General features: G+C 70.8%; 20 protein-coding genes. 6 read left to right on the forward strand and 14 right to left on the reverse strand.

Annotated elements, in window-relative coordinates; translation table 11 throughout:
- The first annotated feature begins 57 nt into the window (after positions 1–57).
- From ACZ69M_RS23705 to ACZ69M_RS23715, 3 genes are all read left to right on the forward strand, one after another.
- Positions 58–1,353, forward strand: coding sequence for an amidohydrolase family protein (locus ACZ69M_RS23705; protein WP_470052594.1), 1,296 nt, complete (start codon positions 58–60; stop codon positions 1,351–1,353).
- Positions 1,350–2,078 carry an enoyl-CoA hydratase-related protein gene (locus ACZ69M_RS23710; protein ID WP_470052596.1) on the forward strand — a complete coding sequence of 243 codons (729 nt, stop codon included), beginning with the start codon at positions 1,350–1,352 and terminating at the stop codon, positions 2,076–2,078. The genes ACZ69M_RS23705 and ACZ69M_RS23710 overlap by 4 nt, the downstream gene beginning before the upstream one ends.
- 183 nt (positions 2,079–2,261) lie before the next feature.
- Complete coding sequence (locus tag ACZ69M_RS23715; RefSeq protein ID WP_470052598.1) at positions 2,262–2,942, forward strand: amidohydrolase family protein; 681 nt, start codon at positions 2,262–2,264, stop codon at positions 2,940–2,942.
- A gap of 12 nt (positions 2,943–2,954) precedes the next feature.
- On the opposite strand, the gene ACZ69M_RS23720 is transcribed toward ACZ69M_RS23715, so the two are convergent.
- From ACZ69M_RS23720 to ACZ69M_RS23780, 13 genes are all read right to left on the reverse strand, one after another.
- Entirely contained in the window at positions 2,955–3,725 is a 771-nt protein-coding gene (locus ACZ69M_RS23720; protein ID WP_470052600.1) for an SDR family NAD(P)-dependent oxidoreductase, read from the reverse strand.
- A 5-nt stretch (positions 3,726–3,730) separates the two neighbouring features.
- Positions 3,731–4,879, reverse strand: a complete 1,149-nt coding sequence (locus ACZ69M_RS23725) for an acyl-CoA dehydrogenase family protein (protein WP_470052602.1) — start codon at positions 4,877–4,879, stop codon at positions 3,731–3,733.
- Between the two features lie 20 nt (positions 4,880–4,899).
- Positions 4,900–6,057 (reverse strand): thiolase family protein, encoded by a 1,158-nt coding sequence (locus ACZ69M_RS23730; RefSeq protein WP_470052604.1) that lies wholly within the window; start codon positions 6,055–6,057, stop codon positions 4,900–4,902.
- Positions 6,042–6,878, reverse strand: a complete 837-nt coding sequence (locus ACZ69M_RS23735; RefSeq protein WP_470052606.1) for an enoyl-CoA hydratase/isomerase family protein — start codon at positions 6,876–6,878, stop codon at positions 6,042–6,044. The genes ACZ69M_RS23730 and ACZ69M_RS23735 overlap by 16 nt, the downstream gene beginning before the upstream one ends.
- The gene (locus ACZ69M_RS23740) at positions 6,875–8,077 is read right to left on the reverse strand and encodes a CaiB/BaiF CoA transferase family protein (protein ID WP_470052608.1); all 1,203 of its coding nucleotides are present in this window, start codon (positions 8,075–8,077) and stop codon (positions 6,875–6,877) included. Before ACZ69M_RS23740 ends, ACZ69M_RS23735 begins: the two co-directional genes overlap by 4 nt.
- Positions 8,067–9,620, reverse strand: coding sequence for a FadD3 family acyl-CoA ligase (locus tag ACZ69M_RS23745; protein ID WP_470052610.1), 1,554 nt, complete (start codon positions 9,618–9,620; stop codon positions 8,067–8,069). Before ACZ69M_RS23745 ends, ACZ69M_RS23740 begins: the two co-directional genes overlap by 11 nt.
- A gap of 78 nt (positions 9,621–9,698) precedes the next feature.
- Entirely contained in the window at positions 9,699–10,868 is a 1,170-nt protein-coding gene (locus ACZ69M_RS23750; RefSeq protein ID WP_470052612.1) for an acyl-CoA dehydrogenase family protein, read from the reverse strand.
- The gene (locus ACZ69M_RS23755; RefSeq protein WP_470052614.1) at positions 10,865–11,845 is read right to left on the reverse strand and encodes an acyl-CoA dehydrogenase family protein; all 981 of its coding nucleotides are present in this window, start codon (positions 11,843–11,845) and stop codon (positions 10,865–10,867) included. The genes ACZ69M_RS23750 and ACZ69M_RS23755 overlap by 4 nt, the downstream gene beginning before the upstream one ends.
- 2 nt (positions 11,846–11,847) lie before the next feature.
- Complete coding sequence (locus ACZ69M_RS23760; RefSeq protein WP_470052616.1) at positions 11,848–12,654, reverse strand: enoyl-CoA hydratase/isomerase family protein; 807 nt, start codon at positions 12,652–12,654, stop codon at positions 11,848–11,850.
- A gap of 107 nt (positions 12,655–12,761) precedes the next feature.
- The gene (locus tag ACZ69M_RS23765) at positions 12,762–13,520 is read right to left on the reverse strand and encodes a FadR/GntR family transcriptional regulator (RefSeq protein ID WP_470052617.1); all 759 of its coding nucleotides are present in this window, start codon (positions 13,518–13,520) and stop codon (positions 12,762–12,764) included.
- A 90-nt stretch (positions 13,521–13,610) separates the two neighbouring features.
- On the reverse strand, positions 13,611–14,378 hold the full coding sequence (locus tag ACZ69M_RS23770; protein WP_054235269.1) for an SDR family NAD(P)-dependent oxidoreductase: 768 nt from the start codon (positions 14,376–14,378) through the stop codon (positions 13,611–13,613).
- Positions 14,378–15,544 carry an acyl-CoA dehydrogenase family protein gene (locus tag ACZ69M_RS23775; RefSeq protein WP_470052619.1) on the reverse strand — a complete coding sequence of 389 codons (1,167 nt, stop codon included), beginning with the start codon at positions 15,542–15,544 and terminating at the stop codon, positions 14,378–14,380. The genes ACZ69M_RS23770 and ACZ69M_RS23775 overlap by 1 nt, the downstream gene beginning before the upstream one ends.
- Before the next feature lie 126 nt (positions 15,545–15,670).
- A complete protein-coding gene (locus tag ACZ69M_RS23780; protein ID WP_470052621.1) occupies positions 15,671–16,213 on the reverse strand; it encodes a hypothetical protein in 543 nt (180 codons plus the stop codon).
- A 140-nt stretch (positions 16,214–16,353) separates the two neighbouring features.
- On the opposite strand from ACZ69M_RS23780, the gene ACZ69M_RS23785 reads away from it, so the two are divergent.
- Together ACZ69M_RS23785 and ACZ69M_RS23790 are read left to right on the forward strand one after the other, a co-directional pair.
- Positions 16,354–16,926 carry a YbhB/YbcL family Raf kinase inhibitor-like protein gene (locus ACZ69M_RS23785; protein ID WP_470052623.1) on the forward strand — a complete coding sequence of 191 codons (573 nt, stop codon included), beginning with the start codon at positions 16,354–16,356 and terminating at the stop codon, positions 16,924–16,926.
- 253 nt (positions 16,927–17,179) lie between these two features.
- Positions 17,180–17,830 carry a DUF4360 domain-containing protein gene (locus ACZ69M_RS23790; protein ID WP_099924705.1) on the forward strand — a complete coding sequence of 217 codons (651 nt, stop codon included), beginning with the start codon at positions 17,180–17,182 and terminating at the stop codon, positions 17,828–17,830.
- 102 nt (positions 17,831–17,932) lie between these two features.
- Here ACZ69M_RS23790 and ACZ69M_RS23795 read toward each other — a convergent pair whose 3' ends face one another.
- Positions 17,933–18,139: a hypothetical protein gene (locus tag ACZ69M_RS23795; protein WP_095856636.1), complete on the reverse strand. Its 207-nt coding sequence runs from the start codon at positions 18,137–18,139 to the stop codon at positions 17,933–17,935.
- Positions 18,140–18,335: 196 nt separating this feature from the next.
- Here ACZ69M_RS23795 and ACZ69M_RS23800 point away from each other — a divergent pair, with 196 nt between their 5' ends.
- On the forward strand, positions 18,336–18,569 hold the full coding sequence (locus tag ACZ69M_RS23800) for a chaplin (protein WP_470052626.1): 234 nt from the start codon (positions 18,336–18,338) through the stop codon (positions 18,567–18,569).
- The last annotated feature ends 1,097 nt before the right edge of the window (positions 18,570–19,666 follow it).

A 19,666-nucleotide genomic window follows, 5' to 3' on the forward strand; every position in this document is an offset into this window, starting at 1 on the left:
ACGCACTCAAGCCCCCACCCGAGCCGCCTGCCTCCCCCTTCCGGAAGGGAACCCGTCATGGATCGAGACGATCTCATCCTCATCAGCGTCGACGACCACATCATCGAACCCCCCGACATGTTCGTGAACCACCTCCCCGAGCGGTACAAGGACGACGCGCCCCAACTGGTCCACCAGGACGACGGCACCGACACCTGGACGTTCCGGGAGACGGTGATCCGCACCGCCGCGCTGAACGCGGTGGCCGGCAGGCCCAAGGAGGAGTACGGCCTCGAACCGCAGGCCCTGGACGAGATCCGCCCCGGTTGCTACGACGTGAACGAGCGCGTCGCCGACATGAACGCGGGCGGCATCCTCGCCCAGATGAACTTCCCGTCCTTCCCGGGGTTCGCGGCCAGGCTGTTCGCCACGGAGGACGCCGACTTCTCGCTCGCGCTGGTACGGGCCTACAACGACTGGCACATCGACGAATGGTGCGGGGCGCATCCCGGGCGGTTCATCCCGATGGCGATTCCGGTCATCTGGGACGCCGAACTGTGCGCGGCGGAGGTCCGCCGGGTGGCCGCCAAGGGCTGCCACTCGCTGACGTTCACCGAGAACCCCGCGGTGCTCGGGTACCCGAGCTTCCACGATCCGTACTGGAACCCGCTCTGGCGGGCGCTGTCCGACACCGGCACCGTCCTGTCGGTGCACATCGGCTCCTCGGGCAAGCTGGCGATCCCGGCGGTCGACTCGCCGCCCGACGTCATGATCACCCTGCAGCCGATGAACATCGTCTCGGCCGCCGCCGACCTGCTGTGGTCCCAGCCGGTCAAGGACTTCCCCGATCTGAAGATCGCCCTGTCGGAGGGCGGCACGGGCTGGATCCCCTACTTCCTGGAGCGGGTGGACCGCACCTTCGAGATGCACGCGGCCTGGACCCTCCAGGACTTCGGCGGGAAGCTGCCCTCGGAGGTCTTCCGGGAGCACTTCCTCACCTGCTTCATCAGTGACCCGACGGGGGTGAAACTCCGTCACGAGATCGGCATCGACAACATCGCCTGGGAGTGCGACTACCCGCACAGCGACTCGATGTGGCCTCAGGCGCCCGAGGAACTCATGGGCGTGATGGAGCGCTTCGACGTGCCCGACTCGGACATCAACAAGATGACCCACGAGAACGCCATGCGCTGGTACTCCTTCGATCCCTTCACCCATGTCCCGCGCGAGCAGGCCACCGTGGGAGCGCTGCGCAAGCGGGCCGAGGGCCACGACGTGTCCATCCAGTCGCGCAGCCACCGTCTGATCGAACCCGCCGAGAAGCTGGAGGCGTACCGCTCCCGGGCGCGCGCGGCGACGGGTGCCTCCCGATGAGCGACCTGGTGCTGACCGAACGGGTCGGCAACGTCCTCGTCGCCACCCTGAACCGGGCCGAGGCCCGCAATGCCCTGAGTCCGGAGCTGATCGACGACCTGTCGGACGTACTGCGGGAGGCGGACGCCGATCCGGGCGTCCGGGCGATCGTCCTGACGGGCGCCGGAACCGTGTTCTGCGCCGGCATGGACCTCAAGGCGTTCGCGAAGGGCGGCGGCAAGTTCGACGGCCTGGTGTGGTTCTTCCGGGACGGCATCGGCACCCCCGTGATCGCGGCGCTGAACGGCTCCGCGCTCGGCGGCGGCTTCGAGATGGTGCTGGCCTGCGACCTGGTCGTCGCGGCTGAGGACGCCAAGCTCGGGATCGCCGAGGTCAAGCGGGGTCTGTTCGCGGCCGGGGGCGGTACGACGCTCGCCGACCGGGTGCCGCTGGCGGTCGCCCTGGAGATGGGCCTGACCGGCGATCCGGTCACGGCCGCCCGGGCCGAGCGCGCCGGCCTGGTGAACCGCGCGGTCCCCGCCGACCGAGTACGGGAGGAGGCGCTCGCGCTGGCCGGGCGGATCGCCGCCAACGGTCCGCTGGGTGTCGCCATGACCAAGAAGCTGATGAGGGAACGCCGTTGGGCCGAACCGGACGAGGTCATGTCGGTGTTCCGCAGCAAGGACGCGGCGGAGGGCGCCCACGCCTTCGCGGAGCGCAGGACGCCGGTGTGGAACGGCAGTTGACGCGCGGCGTCCTGCGACGGCCGTCGTACGGTGCCCACGTGACCCCCAGATCGCCGCGCCGCGCGGCGCGTTCAGCGCCCGGCCGCCGTCGCGTCGGACGAGGAGGGGGCGTCCGACGCCGCGGCGTACGGGATCACCGGGTTCACCAACGCGGATCCGCATCCGGGCCAGGGCCTGCCGGAGTTGCTTTCGGTACTGCCGCAGCGGCTCGTCGTGATGGGGACCGGCGACGCGCCGGTGAAGTTCCTGCTCGACGACGCGACCCTGCCGACGCCGGGTGAGCCGGCGGCATCCGTGGCGGCGGTGCGGCCCCGCCCGGTGGCCGTGCACTGTGTGACCCGGGTGCAGTTGCTCGTGACCCTGCTCGCCCTGGAGGAGGCCGGGCCGGTCGCGGGCGACCGGATCGAGCACGGGTCGGTGATCCCGGCCGAGACGATGCCCTGGCTCGCGCGTCTCGGCGTGACGGTCGTGACACAGCCGCACTTTCCCGTGGAGCGGGGACGGGAGTACGCGACCGATGTGGACCAGGACGACCAGGCCCACCTGTACCGGTGCCGGTACCTTGCCGAGGCGGGGATCGCGCTCGCCGCCGGGACCGACGCGCCGTACGGAAGTGCCGACCCCTGGGCGGTGATGCGGGCGGCCGTCGAGCGCTCCGGCGGGGAGGCGGTGGACCGGCGCGCGGCGCTGGACCTGTTCGCCGGAGAGCCCCGGCACCCCTCCCGGGTACGGCGGTTGACGGTCGGCGCGGTCGCCGACCTGTGCCTCCTCCACGTACCGCTGAAAGAAGCCCTCGACCTCATGTCCGCCGACGTCGTACGCGCGACGTTCGTCGGCGGACGGCGGATCACGCCGCCGGAGTGAACACCCGGGGCACTACACGCTGTACCCGCCGTCCACACCCAGCTCCTGCCCGGTGATGAAGCCCGCGCGGTCCGAGGCCAGGAACGCCACCGCCTCCGCGATGTCCTTCGCCTCGCCGAAACGGCGCAGCGGGATGTTGCGCCGGGTGATGTCCAGGGCCGCGGTGTCGAGTTCGCCGGAGCTGATCAGACGGGCGGCGATGCCGTCGGTCAGCATGCCGGGGCCGACGCAGTTCACACGGACGCCATAGCGGCCCTCCTCGGCGGCCAGCGCCCGCGCCACCGCCTCGACCGCCCCCTTCGTACCCGACGACAGCCCGTCGCGCACGGGGAACCGGCGGGTGGCCACAGTGGTGACGGCGACGATGGAGCCCCGCCTCTCCCGCAGCCGGGGCAGCGCGGGATGGACGAGGTTGAAGAACGCCACCGCGTCCGCGTCGAGCTGGGCCCGGTACTGACTCGGCGTCACCTTGCTGAGGTGCACCATCGGCACATGCGGGCCCGCCGCGTACACCAGTGTGTGCAGGCCCCCGGAGGCGTCGGACGCCTCGGCGACGGCCTCCGCAGTGGCCCGCTCGTCGCCCAGGTCGAGGCGCAGCGCGAGGACTTGGCGCCCGTACGCCTTCACCTCGGCGGCCAGGGCGTCGGCCCCGGCCTGGCTGGTGCGGTACGTGAACGCCACGTCGCTGCCGCGCTCGGCCAGCATGCGCACGACGGCCGCGCCGATGCCGCCGGTGCCGCCCGCGACGAACGCGACGCCGGTCCTGCCGGAGAAGTCACCCATGCTGCTCACAGTCCCAGGGATTTGGCGATGATGACCTTCATGACCTCGCTCGTGCCGGCGTAGATGCGGGTGATGCGCGCATCCGCGTACAGCCGGGCGATGGGGTACTCCAGGATGTACCCGTACCCCCCGAAGAGTTGCAGACAGCGGTCGACCGCGCGTGCCTGCATCTCCGTGCAGAACAGTTTGACCTTGGCCGCGTCCGCGCCGGAGAGTGCGCCGTCGACGAGCTCGCGCACCGCGCGGTCGAGCATCGTCTGCGCGGCCTCGATCTCGGCGGCCACCGCGGCGAGTTCGAACTTCGTGTTCTGGAAGGAGGCGACCGGAGTCCCGAACACCTGCCGCTCCTTGACGTATGCGAGGGTCGTCTCGAGTGCCGCCCTCGCCTGCGCGACCGAGCCGACCGCCACCGTCATCCGCTCCTGGGGGAGGTTGTGGCCGAGGTAGCCGAAGGCAGCGCCCTCCTCGCCGAGCCGGTTGGCGACCGGGACCCGCACCTCGTCGAAGGACAGCTCCACCGTGTCCTGCACCTTGATGCCCATCTTGTCGAGGACCCGGCCGCGCGCGAACCCGGGCATGCCGTCCTCCACGACCAGCAGCGTCAGGCCCGCCCGCCGGTCGTCGGGATCGGTCGACGTGCGCGCCACCACGATCACCAGGTCGGCGAGGAGACCGCCCGTGATGAAGGTCTTGGCCCCGTTGAGGACGTACGCGTCCCCGTCGCGTACGGCGGTGGTGCGGATGCCCGCGAGATCGGAGCCCGTGCCCGGTTCGGTCATGGCGACGGCGGTCAGGAGCCGGCCCGCCACGAGGCCGGGGAACCAGCGCGCACGCTGGTCCTCGTCGGCGTACGCGAGGAAGTACGGCAGGACGACGTCGAGTTGGGTGCGTACCGTGCCGAGCGTGACCAGGGCGCGGGCCGCCTCCTCCTGGAGCACGACGTTGTAGCGGTAGTCGTGCAGGCCCGCTCCGCCGTACGCCTCGGGTACGGACATGCCCAGCACTCCGAGCGAGCCGAGCTTATCGAAGAGCTCGCGCGGCAGCCGGCCCGCGTGCTCCCACTCCGTGTAATGGGGGACGACCTCCTTGGCCACGAACTCCCGGACGAGCTGCCGGAACGCCTCGTGGTCGGCGGTGAAGAGTTCTCGGCGCACGACGTCCTCCGTGAGGGTGCTCAGGATGCGGGGGATACGAGCTCTACGAGGGTCGCGTTGGCGGTGCCGCCCCCCTCGCACATGGTCTGCAGGCCGTAGCGGATCCCGTGGTCCCGCATGTGGTGGACCATGCGGGTCATCAGCACCGCCCCCGACGCGCCGAGCGGATGGCCGAGCGCGATCGCGCCGCCCAGCGGATTGAGCAGCGCGGGGTCCGCGCCGGTCTCGGCGAGCCAGGCCAGGGGTACGGGCGCGAAGGCCTCGTTCACCTCGAAGACGCCGACCTCCGGCAGGCCCACGCCCGCCTTCCGTAACACCTTCTCGGTCGCGGGGATCGGGCCGGTGAGCATGAGCACCGGGTCGGAGCCGGTGACCACGCCCGCGTGGTAGCGCACGAGCGGCGTCAGTCCCAGCTCGCGCGCCTTCTCCGGCGTCGTCACGAGCAGCGCCGCCGCCCCGTCGGAGATCTGGGAGGCGTTGCCCGCGTGGATCACACCGTCCTCGGTGAACGCCGGCCTGAGCTTGGCGAGGGTCTCGACGCTCGTACCGCGCCGGATGCCCTCGTCGAGGGTCACGGTCGTCGCACCCTCGGTCGGCACGGCGGTGATCTGGGCCTCGAAGGCACCGGCGTCCTGCGCCGCCGCGGCCCGCTCGTGCGACAGCGCCGAGAACGCGTCGAGCCGCTCCCGTGCGAAGCCCCACTTGTGCGCGATCTTCTCCGCGGAGATGCCCTGGTCGAAGGAGAAGTCCTCGTAGCGGGTGAGGACCTGGGGCCCGTACGGCATGCCGGTGGAGCGCGCGGAGCCGAGCGGCACCCGGCTCATCACCTCGACGCCGCCCGCCACGACGACGTCCTGCTGGCCGGACATGACCGCCTGCGCGGCGAAGTCCAGCGCCTGCTGGCTCGATCCGCAGGCCCGGTTGACCGTGGTGCCCGGGATGCTCTCGGGCCAGCCCGCGGCCAGCACCGCATAGCGCCCGATATTGCTCGACTGGTCCCCGACCTGGGAGACACAGCCCCAGACCACGTCGTCGACGACCTCCGGACCGATCCCCGTCCGCTCGACGAGCGCGCCCAGGACGACCGCGGAGAGGTCGGCGGCGTGCATGCCCGACAGCCCGCCGTCGCGCTTGCCGACGGCGGTACGGACCGCCTCCACGATCACTGCTTCCCGCATGTCGACCCCTCCGGTCGGTGAGATGGCCCCGAACTCGCCACTGCCCAGCGGCCCGTGAAGACCGGCGCACGCTTCTCCTTGAACGCGGAATACGCCTCCGGGACGTCCGCCGTCGCGAAGTTGACCGCCTGGGCCCGCGCCTCGTTCGCGAGCGCGTCCCGCAGTGTGCGGTCGGCCCCCTCGTTCAGCAGTGCCTTGTTCTGGGCGAGGGCCACCGGGGCGCCCGCCACCAGACGTGCGCCGAGGCGCGCCACGAAGTCGTCGATCTCCTCCGCGCGCACCACCCACGTCACCAGGTTCAGCGACCGCGCCTCCTCGGCGTCGATCGTCTCGGCGAGCAGCGCGAGCCGTTTGGCCTGCTGAAGGCCCACGAGCCTCGGCAACAGCCAGGATCCCCCGCAGTCGAGGGACAGCCCGCGCCGCGCGAAGACCTGTGAGAAACGCGCCTGGGGAGTGGCGACCACCAGATCGCACCCGAGCGCCAGATTCCAGCCCGCGCCGACCGCCACTCCGCTGACCCTGGCGATGGTCGGGACGGGCAACTCGTGCAGCAGCAAGGTCACTTCGCTCAGGATGCGCATCCGGTACATGGGGTGCGCGGCACTGAGTCCCCCCGAGATGTCCGCGCCGGAGCAGAACGCGCCACCGGCCCCGGTCAGCACGAGTGCCCGTACGGACCGATCGTTCCCCGCGTCCGTGAGCGCGTCCCGCAGGGCGCGCCACAACTCCTCGTCGATCGCGTTCCTGCGGTGCGGACGGTTCAGCGTCAGCGTCCGTACGCCGCCCGAGTCGTCGCAGAGCAGCACCGGTTCCTCGCTCACAGCAACTCCCCCTCGGCGTCGATCCCCAACTCGGCGAGAACGGCCGCGGTGTGTTCACCGAGGGCCGGGATCGGCCCCATCGGCTGTTCGTAACCGGAGATGACCGGGGGCGGCAGCAGCGCCGGAACCGGACCGCCCGGCGTGCCGATCTCGCGCCAGCGGTCGCGGGCCGTCAGATGCGGGTGCGCGACGACGTCGCTCGGGGTGTTGTAGCGGGAGTTCCCTATCCCCGCGGCATCCGCACGGTCCTGGACGTGGGCCAGGTCATGACGCGCGCACCAGGCGCCGATCTCCGCGTCGAGGACCTCACGGTGCGCGACCCGGCCGGAGTTGCTCCCGAAGCGCTCGTCGTCCGCCAGATCCGGGCGGCCGAGCAGCTCACGTGCGAGCCGCTGCCACTCGCCGTCGTTGGTGGTGCCGAGGACGACGGTGTGACCGTCGGCCGTGGGATAGGCCCCGTACGGCGCCACCGCGGGCGAGCCCATGCCCTTCGGCTCCTGGTCCACGCCCGTGTGCCGGGTGTAGGTCAGCGAATAGCCCATCAACTCCGTCATGGTGTCGAACAGGCTGACCGCGGCGGAGGCGGGCCCCTGCACCCGGCCGCGCTCCTTTCCGCAGAGCAACGCCATGATCGACAGGGCGGCGTACAGACCGGTGCTCACATCGGCCATCGGCGGCCCCGCCTTGGCCGGCGCGCCCGGTCGGCCCGTGGTCGCGCACGCCCCCGACTCGGCCTGGACCAGCAGGTCGTAGGCGCGCTTGTGGGAGAGCGGCCCGCCGGGCCCGTACCCGTCGATCTCCACCGCGATGAGCCAGGGATGGCTCACGGCCAGGTCGGCGGGAGCGATGCCGAGTTTCGCGGTCGCCCCGGGCGTGAGGTTGGAGACCAGGACGTCGGCGCGGTCGAGCAGCCGGCGCAGCACCGCCATCCCGGCCGGGGACTTCAGGTCCAGGGCCACCGACTCCTTGCCCCGGTTGAGCCAGACGAAGTGGGCCGCGAGGCCGCCCACCACGTCGTCGTAGTGCCGGGCGAAGTCGCCGCCCCGGGGGTTCTCCACCTTGATCACCCGCGCCCCGAAGTCACCCAGTGTGCGGGTGCACAGGGGAGCCGACACCGCCTGCTCCAGGGTCACCACGGTGATGCCCGCGAGGGGACCGGCCGAGCCGTGTCCTGATGTGTCCGCGCGATCAGTTGTCACTCGGCTTGCTCCAATCGCGCCGCAGCCCGTCCTTGAGCACCTTCTGACTCGCGTTACGGGGCAGCGCGTCGACGAACCGGACATGCCGGGGGACCTTGAAGTTGGCCATGTTCTCGCGTGCCCACGCGACGACGTCGGCCTCGGTGAGCCGGTGGCCCGGTCTCCTGACGAGGAAGGCGCAGCCGACCTCACCGAGCCGCTCGTCCGGCACTCCGATGACGGCGGCCTGCCCGATGGCCTCGTTCCCGAGCAGCAGTTTCTCGATCTCGGCCGGATAGGCGTTGAAACCGCCGACGATGTACAGGTCCTTCTTGCGGTCGACGATGGAGAGGTTTCCTCTCTCGTCGAGGCGCCCGACATCACCGGTGTGCAGCCAGCCGTCGGCGTCGACGGCCGCGGCGGTGGCCTCGGGGTCGTCCCAGTACCCGCGCGTGACGTTGTAGCCGCGCACCAGTACCTCGCCGTCCTGCCCGGTGGGAACGGCCAGGCCCCGGTCGTCGACGATGCTCACCTCGACGTCCGGGATGGTCCGACCCGTGGTCCGCGCGACCGTCTCCTCCGAGTCCCCGATCCGGGTGGTCGTCACCAACGCGGTCGACTCCGTCAGCCCGTACGCGCTCATCACGATGTCGAAGGACAGTTCCGACTTCATGGCGCGGATCAGCGATTCCGGGATGGTGGTGCCGCCCGTCATGGACACCCGCAGCGAGGAAAGGTCGGACGCGGATCGGTCCGGGTGGTTGACCAGATCCTGGAAAATGGTCGGAGGCCCCAGGAGAATGCTGACCCGTTCCCGGCCGATGATCTCGAGCGCACGCCCCGCGTCGAAGGTGCGCATGGGGATGACCTTCACACCGTGCATCAGGGAAGCGAGCCACCCCGCCTTGTAACCGAAGCAGTGGAAGAACGGCGGGATGACCAGAAAGCTGTCGGAATGCCTGAACGTGTATTCCTCGGACATCCAGCCGTAGGCGCGCAGGGACTGTCCATGGGTCAGCACGACACCCTTGGGATGGCCGGTGGTGCCGGAGGTGAACATCACGTCGGACACGTCGTCCGGAGTCAGCCGGTCGATCAAGTCATGGGCCGTGGACGGCGAGTCGGCCTCTCCCGCGCGAAGGAAGTCCTCCCACCCGAGGTCCGCCGCCCCCTGCGGGCCGAGAATCGACACCGTCCTGCGCAACGCGGGCAGATCCGGATCGGTGTTCCTCAACCCGGCTGTGTAGTCCTGGCCGAGGAACGACGAGGCGAAGACGGCCTTCGCTCCGGACCTGCGCAGAATGTAGGAGATCTCCTGTGCCTTGAACCTCGTGTTGAGCGGCACCACGACGCCCCCGGCGCCCTGGATGCCGAGCGCGGCCAGGATCCACTCGGCGGAGTTCGGAGCGCACAGACCGACACGGTCCCCCGGCTCGACCCCCAGCGCGACGGCGGCCTTCACGGCCCGGACCATGTGGTGCTCCAGCTCACGGAAACTCCACCGGCGGCTCTCGTCGACGAGGGCCGGCGCGTCCGCGAATCGCTTGGCGGCAACTCTGATCACATGGGGAATGCTCCGGAATTCGAGGTCGTATCGCACGGGTGAACTCCCATCGGACATGAAATCCCGCTGATCCAAGCCCTAGTCGCCGGACGGCAGACCCAGGACCCGTTTCGCGATGATGTTGCGCTGGATCTGCGATGTTCCGCCGTACACGGACGCGGCTCTGGAATAGAGGTAGTCCCCGAACAGCTCGCTCGCCCCTGCCCGCTCCTCGCCTTCTTCCTCCTCGCCCCGGAGTTGTTCTTCGGGGAAGACCTTGAGCGCCGTCTCGTACAGCCGCTGCTCGGCCCTGGTCATCAGCAGCTTGTCGATGGACGACTCCGGTCCGGCGGGCTGTCCGCCCAGCCGCTCGGCGGTGCGGCGCCGGGCGTGCGCCACCAGGACCTCGTAGTCCACGAAGCACCGGCCGATCTCGGACAGCAGCCCGTCCGGAAGGTCGCCCCGGCGCTCCCGGGCGGTGCGCCGCAGCCGTTCGACGAGCAGCCCGTACTTCGAGAGGTGCCCGGTGTCCAGGGCGTTGCGCTCGTACGACACCGTCGTCATGGCCAGCGGCCAGCCGTCGCCCTCGGCGCCGATGCGCTCGGAGCGCGCGACGCGTACGTCGTCGAGGAACAGCTCGCAGAACTCGTCGTCACCGTTCGCCGCCCTCAGCGGCCGTACCGTCACTCCCGGCCGGTCCAGCGGCAGGGCGAACGCCGAGATCGACTGGTGCGCGGGCGCCGACCGGTCGGTCCTTGCGAGCAGCAGACACAGACCGGAGTACTGCGCGTAGCTGGTCCAGAGCTTCTGCCCCCGTACGGTGTAGTGGTCCTCGTGCGGGGTCGCGACCGTGCTCATCCCCGCGAGGTCCGATCCGGCCCCCGGCTCGCTGAAGCCCTGACACCACACGTCGTCACCGGCGAGCATGCGCGGCAGCCAGCGCCCGCGCTGCTCCTCGGAGCCGAACTCCAGGAGCGCGTGGGCGAGATAGCCGATCCGGGGGACCCCGGGGGCGTGACAGGCACCGAGTTCATCGCTGATGGCGACCTGGTGCAGCGCGCTCAGGCCCTGGCCGCCGTACTGGACGGGGACGTCGAGGCCCACCCAGCCGCCCGAGTACAGCAGGCGGTGCCACCGGTGGAGGAAGACCGGGACCGGCTCGTCCGGGAGACGTTCGGGCAGCGGGTGGTCGGCCAGCCAGGCACGGAAGCGACGGCGGAGCCGGTCGAGGTCCGCGGGGTCGCCGAAGTCCAGGGGCATGTCGGTCATCGGGTCAGCTCCGGCCGGGCCAGCGTCTTCAGGAGATCGGCCGTCGTCGCCAGCGTCATGGCGCCCAGCCGGACCTTGCGGAGGTACAGGTGCGCGATGTGCTCCCAGGTCTGGGCGATACCGCCGAAGACCTGCATGCCCGCGTACACCGCGTCGAGGGCCGAGGCGTTCACCTCGGCCTTGGCGACGCGCGCGGCCGTCAGGGCCCTCGCGGGCGACTCGTTGTCCAGGCACCAGGCGGCGTACCGGGTGGCACTGGTGCAGGCCTCGACGAGGACCGTCGCGTCGGCGAGCAGATGCTGGACCGCCTGGAACGAGCCGACCTCCCGCCCGTACTGACGGCGCTCCCGGGCGTACTCCACGCTCAGCCGGACGAACGATCCGGCCGCGCCGACGAGTTCACCGCTGACCATGACTAGCGCGTAGGCCTGCCAGTGCCGGTACTCCTGGGCGTCGAGTCGGCCGAGGACCCGTGCGGGCGACTGGGACGGCACCGAGCGGATGCCGCGCAGGAGGTCGATGCCCGGTGCGGTCGCGCCGAGTTCGAGGGCGGTCACCGTTCCGTCGGGTGTGACGCACAGTGCGCTGTCCGCTCCCTCGCAGTCCCAGGCGAGGAGTCGGGACGGGGAGGAGTCCGGGAAGCGCAGGTCGTGGGCGAGGGCGATCGTCGGTGTCCCGCCGTGTGCCGAGGGCTCGGCCCGATCGAGGAGCCGCAGCAGCTCCGGGGCGAGGAGCACGGTGCCGACCAGCGAGGTGGTCAGCGGCTGCCGGCCGTGTTCCTCGGCGAGCAGGGCGCACTCCTGGACGGTGGCGGCCGGGGGTGAGGAGCGGCGCAGCTCGGTGAGACCCAGATCGCCCAGCGCCTCCTGCGCGGCGGTGCGCGCGGTCGGCTTCACCTCGTCGGCCGAGCCGATCCGGAACCGAGCGGCGAACGTGCGGAACATGTCCCGTACGAGCAGGAACTCCTCGGCCTCCACCGTCAGTCCTCCTCGGCCTCGGTGCCGTTCGGCCGTCGCCGGGCGCGGGACGCCAGCTCCTCGACGATCCGGATGTGGTCCGGGCTGGTCATGGTCGCCCGCTCGGCCATCAGCGCCGCCTCCATGCCGCCGCGGGACACCTGCTCGACCACCACGGCGAGGGCCATCTTGGTGGCACGCAGCGCCTCGGCCGGCTGGGCCGCCAGCCGCCGGGCCAGCGCGAGGGCCTCCTTCTGCAGGTCCTCGCGGGCAACGGTGCGGTTCGCCAGGCCCAGTTCGACCGCCGTGGCGGCCGGAATGCGGTCGCCGGTGAAGAGGTACTCCTTCGCGCGGAGCAGGCTGGTGAGCAGGGGCCAGAGGGTCACCCCGCCGTCGCCCGCCACCAGGCCGACCGAGACATGGGGGTCGGCGAGGTAGGCGTCCTCCGCCATCAGGACCAGGTCGCACCCCAGCGCCAGGCTGCAACCCAGCCCGACCGCGGGGCCGTTGACCGCCGCGATGACGGGCAGCGGGAAGCGGATCATCGCCGTCTGGATGCTGCGGTCGAGCCGGATCGACCGCTCGCGCAGCTCCGGATCGCTGTGGTGGCGCCGCAGGTGGTCGAAGTCGCCGCCCGCGCTGAACGCCCGGCCCGCGCCGGTGAGGACGACGGCCCGTGCGCCGGGGTCGTCCGCCAGCTCCCGCCAGACGTCGGCCAGTCGGCGGTGGAGCTCCTCGGACACGCCGTTCAGCCGCTCGGGCCTGTTGAGCGTGACGATACGGATGTCGCCGTCCGCTTCGACGGTGATGACGGAGCTGACCTCGCCCATGGGGACCCCATCTCCAGTGCCTCAGTCGCCCCAACCTCAGATGATATTAAAGGTCAGACCGAATGGCCGTCAATGATCCGGGGAGGCCCGCCTTGAGCTCGTGGGAGTCAGTCCTCCGTGGGCCCGGACAGTTCCACCTGGCCCCGCTGGTCCACCCGTGCGGCGGCGTCGGCGAATCCGCACACATGGCGTGCCATGCGCCGCATCGCCGCAGGCCCGTCCTGGTCGCGGATCGCGTCGGTGATCTTCGCGTGCGTGCGGGCGGTGATCGAGCGGATCTCGGCGTCCATGAACTGTTCGAGGTTCGTGGCGGCGTAGATCGACTGCGAGAGCGCGCTCATGAACCCGATCAGGAGTTCGTTGTCGCTGGCCCTGGCCACCGCGCTGTGCCAGTCGATGTTCGCCCGCAGGAAGCGCGGGATGTCGTCCCCGGCCTCGACGAGATCCCGCTGGGCCGCGTCCAGTTCGGCGAGGTCGCGGTCGGTGCGGCGCACCGCCGCCAGCGCGGCGCACGTGGGCTCGATCGCCTCCCGCGTCTCGTGCAGCGCCTCCAGCCGGATCCGCTGGCCCCGGATGACCAACTGCACGGTACTGGCGAGCGATTCACGGCCCGGTCGGTGCACGAAGGCGCCGCCCCCGCGGCCCGGCCTGATCTGGAGCAGCTTCTCCACCTCGAGGATCCGCAGCGCCTCCCGTACCGTGGCGCGGCTCAGCCCCGTCTGCTCGACGAGTTGACGCTCCGGCGGCAGCGCCATGCCCTCGGTGAACTCGCCGGAGAGAATGCGCTCCCGCACCTCCGACGCCAGCACGTCCGATGCCTTCGGAACCGTCAGGGCGTCGAAGCGCGGGTGAGACCTACCGGGCATGTACGTACTCCTGGGACCGATGCCACTGCTTTGGTTGAACCATTCAGCATAGTACGGATGCTCATGGCCCCCACGAGCCGCGGACGCGGGTCACATGACCATGCCGCCGTCGACGGGGAGCACCTGCCCGGTGACGAAGGAGGCGGCGTCCGAGGCGAGGAAGACGAAGCTGCCGGCGATCTCCTCGGGCTCGGCCCAGCGTCCCAGCGGGATCCGGGCGAGCATCGCGTCCGCGAACTTCTTGTCGGTGCGGATCGTCTCCGTCATCGGCGTCGCGGCCAGCGGTGCCAGCGCGTTGACCTTGATCTGCTTGCGCGCCAGTTCACGCGCCAGGGACTTCGTCAGGCCGATGATGCCCGCCTTGGCCGCGGAGTAGTTCACCTGGCCGAGGGTGCCGACGATGCCGGCCGACGAGGTGACGTTGATGATCCGCCCCGTGCCGTCGGTGGGCAGGTACGGCAGCGCGGCCTGGGCGCAGTGGAAGGCGCCCATCAGGTGGATGTCGACGATCCGGCGGAACGCCTCCTCCTGGAGGTTCTCGAACATGTCCGGCGCGATGATTCCGGCGTTGTTGACGAGGATGTGCAGCTTCCCGCCGGTCAGCGCCGCCGCCCGGGCCGCCGCGGCGTCGGCGGACGCGCGGTCCCGTACGTCCAGTACGGCACTGTCCGCCCGCTCGCCGGCCGCGGAGATCTTCTCGGCGACCGCGGCCGCCGCCGCCCCGTCGACGTCGGTGACGAGGACCGCCGCCCCGGCGTGCGCGAGCGCCTGGGCGACCGCGGAACCGATGCCCCCCGCGGCGCCGGTGACCAGGGCCGATCGCCCGCTGAGATCGAACAGACCGGTGTTGTCGGCCATCAATAGCTCCTCGGCATTCCCAGAGTGTGCGATCCCAGATAGTTCAGGATCATTTCCTGACTGATCGGCGCGATCTTCATCAGACGGGCCTCGCGGAAATAGCGGGCCACGTTGTATTCCTCGGAGTAGCCCATGCCGCCGTGGGTCTGCAGGGCCCGGTCGGCGGCGGTGAACCCGGCGTCCGCGCACAGGTACTTGGCGGTGTTCGCCTCACGCCCGCACGGCCGGCCGTTGTCGTAGAGCCAGGTCGCCTTGCGCAGGATCAGCTCGGCCGCGTCCAGCCGGGCGAGCGAGTCCGCGAGCGGGAACTGGATGGCCTGGTTCATGCCGATCGGTCTGCCGAACACCACGCGCTCGTTGCCGTAGCTCACGGCCTTCTCCAGTGCCACCCTGCCGATCCCGAGTGCCTCGGCGGCGATCAGCATGCGCTCCGGATTGAGCCCGTCGAGGAGGTAGCGGAACCCCTGGCCCTCCTCGCCCACCCGGTCCTCGACCGGGACGCGCAAGTCGTCGATGAACAACTCGTTCGAGGTCACGGCGTTGCGGCCCATCTTCGGGATGGGGCGGACGTCGATCCTGTCGCGGTCCAGGTCGGTGAGGAACAGTGTCATTCCGTCGGTCCGCCTGGCGACCTCGCCGACCTTCGTGGTGCGGGTCAGCAGCAGGATCTTCTCGGACTCCACGGCTTTGGAGATCCATACCTTGCGGCCGCCCACGACGTAGTGGTCGCCGTCCCGCCGGGCGAAGGTCGTGATGCTCGTCGTGTCCAGGCCGGCGTCGGGCTCGGTCACCCCGAAGCAGACGTGGAGATCGCCGGTGGCGACACGGGGAAGCGTGCGCCGCTTGAGTTCCTCGGAACCGTGCACCACCACGGGCTGCATTCCGAAGATCGACATATGGATCGAGCTCGCGGCGTTCATCCCGCCGCCGGATCGCGCCACTTCCTCGAGCAGCAGCGTGGCCTCGGTGATGCCGAGACCGTGACCGCCGTACTCCTCCGGAATGGTGAGCCCCAGCCATCCGCCGTGCGCGACGGCGGCGTAGAACTCCTCGGGAAACCGGTGGTCCCGGTCCCTCTCCATCCAGTACCGGTCGTCGAAGCCGCGCAGGAGCCCGACGACTGCCTTGCGGATGGTTTCCTGATCTTCGGTCAGCTCAAAGTCCACGATGTTGGACCCCTCCGCAGCTTTGATATCTGCGAAACATAACAAAGGTCAGACCGTAACCACAATATGGATACGTCGGCCCTCCGTGAGCGCGTGTGACCTGTTGTCGAGCGTGTGCGACCTGTTCTAGCGGTCCGCGGCCGGGTTGCCCTCGACCCACTGGATGAGGAGCTGGCGTACGTACGGGTTGCCCTCCTGTGCGGAGTGCGCCAGGCGCTCCGCACTCGCGCGTGCCGCCCGCCAGGCCACCGGGGTGTCCTCGGTGTGCGCGGTGTCGGCGGCGGCCAGCGCGTCGGCCGCCAGGCCCCGCAGATCCTCGGCGAGGTCGTCGTGTGCCGCGGTCCGGTACGCCTCAAGACGCAGCGCCGTCAGTTCCTCGGCGGTGGGGGCGGGCCGCGCCGGGGGCTGGGCGTACCCGCTGACCGCTATGACCACGCAGAAGGTCGCCACATCACGGCGGCTCTCCCGCTGTCCCCGCGCGATGGCGGGCCCGAGCCAGGCGGCGGCCTTCCAGTGGGCCACGGTGGTGGCCGCGAGGAGGGAGACGGTGAGCGCGGTAAGAGGAATCCAGCCACCGAGGAAGTAGCCGATCGGGCCGAGCACGAGGAGGCAGGCCCCGCTGAGCATCCAGATGCGACGGCGGCCGATTCTGAGGTGTCGGGGCTCCATGCCCTTCAGTGTCTCAGGGGCGCGCGGGGAGTGGTGAGGCGGCGCGGGTTTCGCGGAGCGCGCCGTCCAGTGCCGGGGGAGCGGAGCCGGTCGGCCGGGTTGCCCGCCCGGGTCGCACGCCTGGCGCTAACGTGGCGGACATGCGCCGTGGGAACTGGCTCGGAACCGTCGTGACGGCAGCCGTGGTGGCCCTCACCGCGGGGTGTGGCGGTGCCTCGGGGGCACCCGCCGCGTCCGCGGCACCGACACCGGGCGCCTCGGGGGCGATCGCGGTGACGAGCTCGGCGTTCGGGGACGGCGGCACCGTCCCACGCCGTTTCACCTGCGACGGTGCGAACGTGTCCCCGCCGCTGCGTCTCTCCGGTGTGCCGGGTGGCGCGGCCGAGCTGGTCGTGCTGGCCGAGGACCCGGACGCCGCGTCCGGCACGTTCGTGCACTGGCTGATGTGGGGCGTCGACCCGCACGAGACGACGCTGGGTGCGGGCGCCGTCCCGAAGGGGGCCGTGCAGGGCCGCAACGGCTTCGGACAGCGCCGCTACGGCGGTCCCTGCCCGCCCGCCGGCAAACCTCACCACTACGTCTTCTCGGTCCTCGCCGCCGACGTGCGGCTGCACCTTCCCGGGGACGCCACCGTCGACGCCGTACGGCGCGCGCTGGCCGGTCACACGGTGGGCTCCGGCACCCTCGTCGGGCGCTACGGACGTACGGGCTGAATGGCCGGAGATCGCCCTGCCCAAGGGTGACGGGCGTACATACGATGCGGTCGATCCCGGCCTTCACAGCTCCTTCACAGGGCGGGGTCGCATCGGCATGTACTTGACATGTCCATGCTTCAACGATCCGCGCTTGATCCAACGCACTGGTCTGCGACGGCACCGCACGTCCGCGTGAGGCGCCGCACCCCCCAATTCACGGCGGCACACGTTCCGTGCCGCCGTAGACACCAACGCAACGGATTGGAGCACCATGGCTGGTGGGCTGCTTCTGGGTGGCGCGATAGCCGCCCTGTTCGCCACCGCACTACCGGGTCCGGACCCGTCCTCCGGGATCGTCGACCCGCCCCCGGACAAGATCGTCATCAAGGTCGCCACCGTGAACGGCTCCGGCTGCCCGCAGGGAACCGCCGCCGTCGCGGTCTCCCCGGACAACACGGCCTTCACGGTCACCTACAGCGACTACCTCGCCCAGGTCGGAGGCAACTCCGACCCCACCGCCTTCCGCAAGAACTGTCAGCTCAACCTGATCGTCCACGTGCCGCAGGGCTTCACGTACGCCATCGCCAGCGCGGACTACCGCGGCTTCGCCGCACTCCAGTCGGGCGCGAGCAGCACCGAGAAGGCCTCGTACTACTTCCAGGGCTCGTCGAGCACGGCGGCCATCACCCACCCCTTCCGCGGCCCCTACAACGACAACTGGCAGTCCACGGACGTCACCGACTGGGCCCAACTGGTGTGGGCGCCCTGCGGTGTCCAGCGGAACTTCAACATCAACACCGAGCTGCGCGTCAACGCGGGCACGTCCACGCCCGGCAGCAGCAGTTTCATGACCATGGACTCCACGGACGGTGACATCAGCACCATCTACCACCTCGCCTGGAAGGAGTGCCCCGCCTCCTGACCTCCCGCTCCGTCCGCGTGACCTTGACCGGCTCCGCCGCATCGGAGCCGGTCAAGTGGAGCCGGCGAACTGGGTGGCCGGGTAGTCGGGTCGCCGGACGCGCTAGGGAAGCAGGCGTTCGATGGCTGTGGGTCCGTCCTCCCGCAGCCTGCGCTCGGCCCAGGCGAGGTTCTTCGGACTGAGGTCGCGACCCGCGGCGAGCACCATGTCCTCGGCGGTCACGGGGCCTTCGGAGCCGGTGTGAAGCAGCGTGTCGGGGGTCGCCCTGTCGTCGGACGGTGAGGACGAATCGGGCTGGCTTGTTGGCATGATCTCTCCCTCTTCCACCTGACCTGTTCTCACGCTACGGGCATTCCGCACACCCCGCGCGACACGCCCCGTGCGGAGGCCGTTCGGGGAGGGGTCGGGGTGCCCGCGCCCCGTTCGGACGTACAACGATGTCGGTCGTCGGCCGCGGAGGTGATGGTGGAACCACTCGCACCCCTGCGACTGATCGGAGCCTGTAATGCGTATTCGTCTGATGGCCGCCGCCGGGCTGGCAGGCGTGGCCCTGCTCGCCACCGCCGGGACCGCCGCCGCCGACCCCGACCCGATGGGTGTCGCCGCGAACAGTCCTGGTCTGCTGTCCGGCAACGTCATCCAGATCCCCCTCGACCTCGGCCTCAACCTCTGCGGCGACTCCATCGACCCGGTGGGTCTGCTGAACCCGGCCGCGGGGACCACCTGCACGAGCGACTGAACCGGCTGACCGCCGAGCCGCGCCGGGCAGGTCTCCCCCTGCCCGGCGGACGGCCCCGGATTCCTGGCGGACGGGGATCGGCTTGGGCGGGTGGCCTCGTGCCCTGGCGGACGATCACCGGCGTTGGCGCAGGGTCCCGGTTCTGGCGGACGGCTGCCGGTGGTGGCGGATGGTCGCCTGTGTTGGCGAACCGCTGCCGGATGTGGTGGACGGCCCCCGGCTTGGACGCACGGTTGTCGGTGTTGGCGAACCGTTGTCGGGCGGCGGTTGTGGGCCGTCGGTCTGGCGGACGATCACCGGCGTCGGCGCAGGGTCCCGGTTCTGGCGGACGGCTGCCGGTGGTGGTGGATGGTCGCCTGTGTTGGCGAACCGCTGCGGGATGTGGTGGACGGTCACCGGCTTGGACGCACGGTTGTCGGTGTTGGCGAACCGTTGTCGGGCGGCGGTTGTGGGCCGTCGGTCTGGCGGACGATCACTGGCGTTGGCGCAGGGTCCCGGTTCTGGCGGACGGCTGCCGGTGGTGGTGGATGGTCGCCTGTGTTGGCGAACCGCTGCGGGATGTGGTGGACGGCCACCGGATTTGGCGGACGGCCATCGGCTTCGGGGCCGGGTCGTCGGTTCTGGCGGACGGCCGCCCATCCCGGCGGAGTGGGATCTGCCCTGGCGGACGCCACTGGTGTCGGCGGGCCGCTGCCAACGGCGTCGGTTTTGGCGAACCGGTGCCGGACGTCGCCGGTCGGCCATCGGTTTTGGCGGACGATCACGGGCATCGGCGCACGAGCGCCGGTCTTGGCGGACAGCTACCGTTCTGGCGAACCGCTGCCGGACATGGCGTATGGCCACCGGCTTCGGCGCTGGGGCGCCGGTCCTGGCGGACGGCCACCGATTCCGGCGGAGGGGGATCGGCCCTGGCGGACTGCCCCGGGTGTCGGCGGGCCGCGGCTCGTCCTGGCGGGTGGCCATCGATACCGGCGGGCCGTCGCCCGACCCGGAGGGCGGCCACCCGACCCAGCGGGCCGTTGTCGATCCCGGCGGGCCGCCACTCGTTACGGCAGGTGGCCGTCGGTACCAAGGTGGGCCGCCCCCCGCAGTCAGCC

Source organism: Streptomyces sp. NPDC107454 (assembly GCF_055582885.1).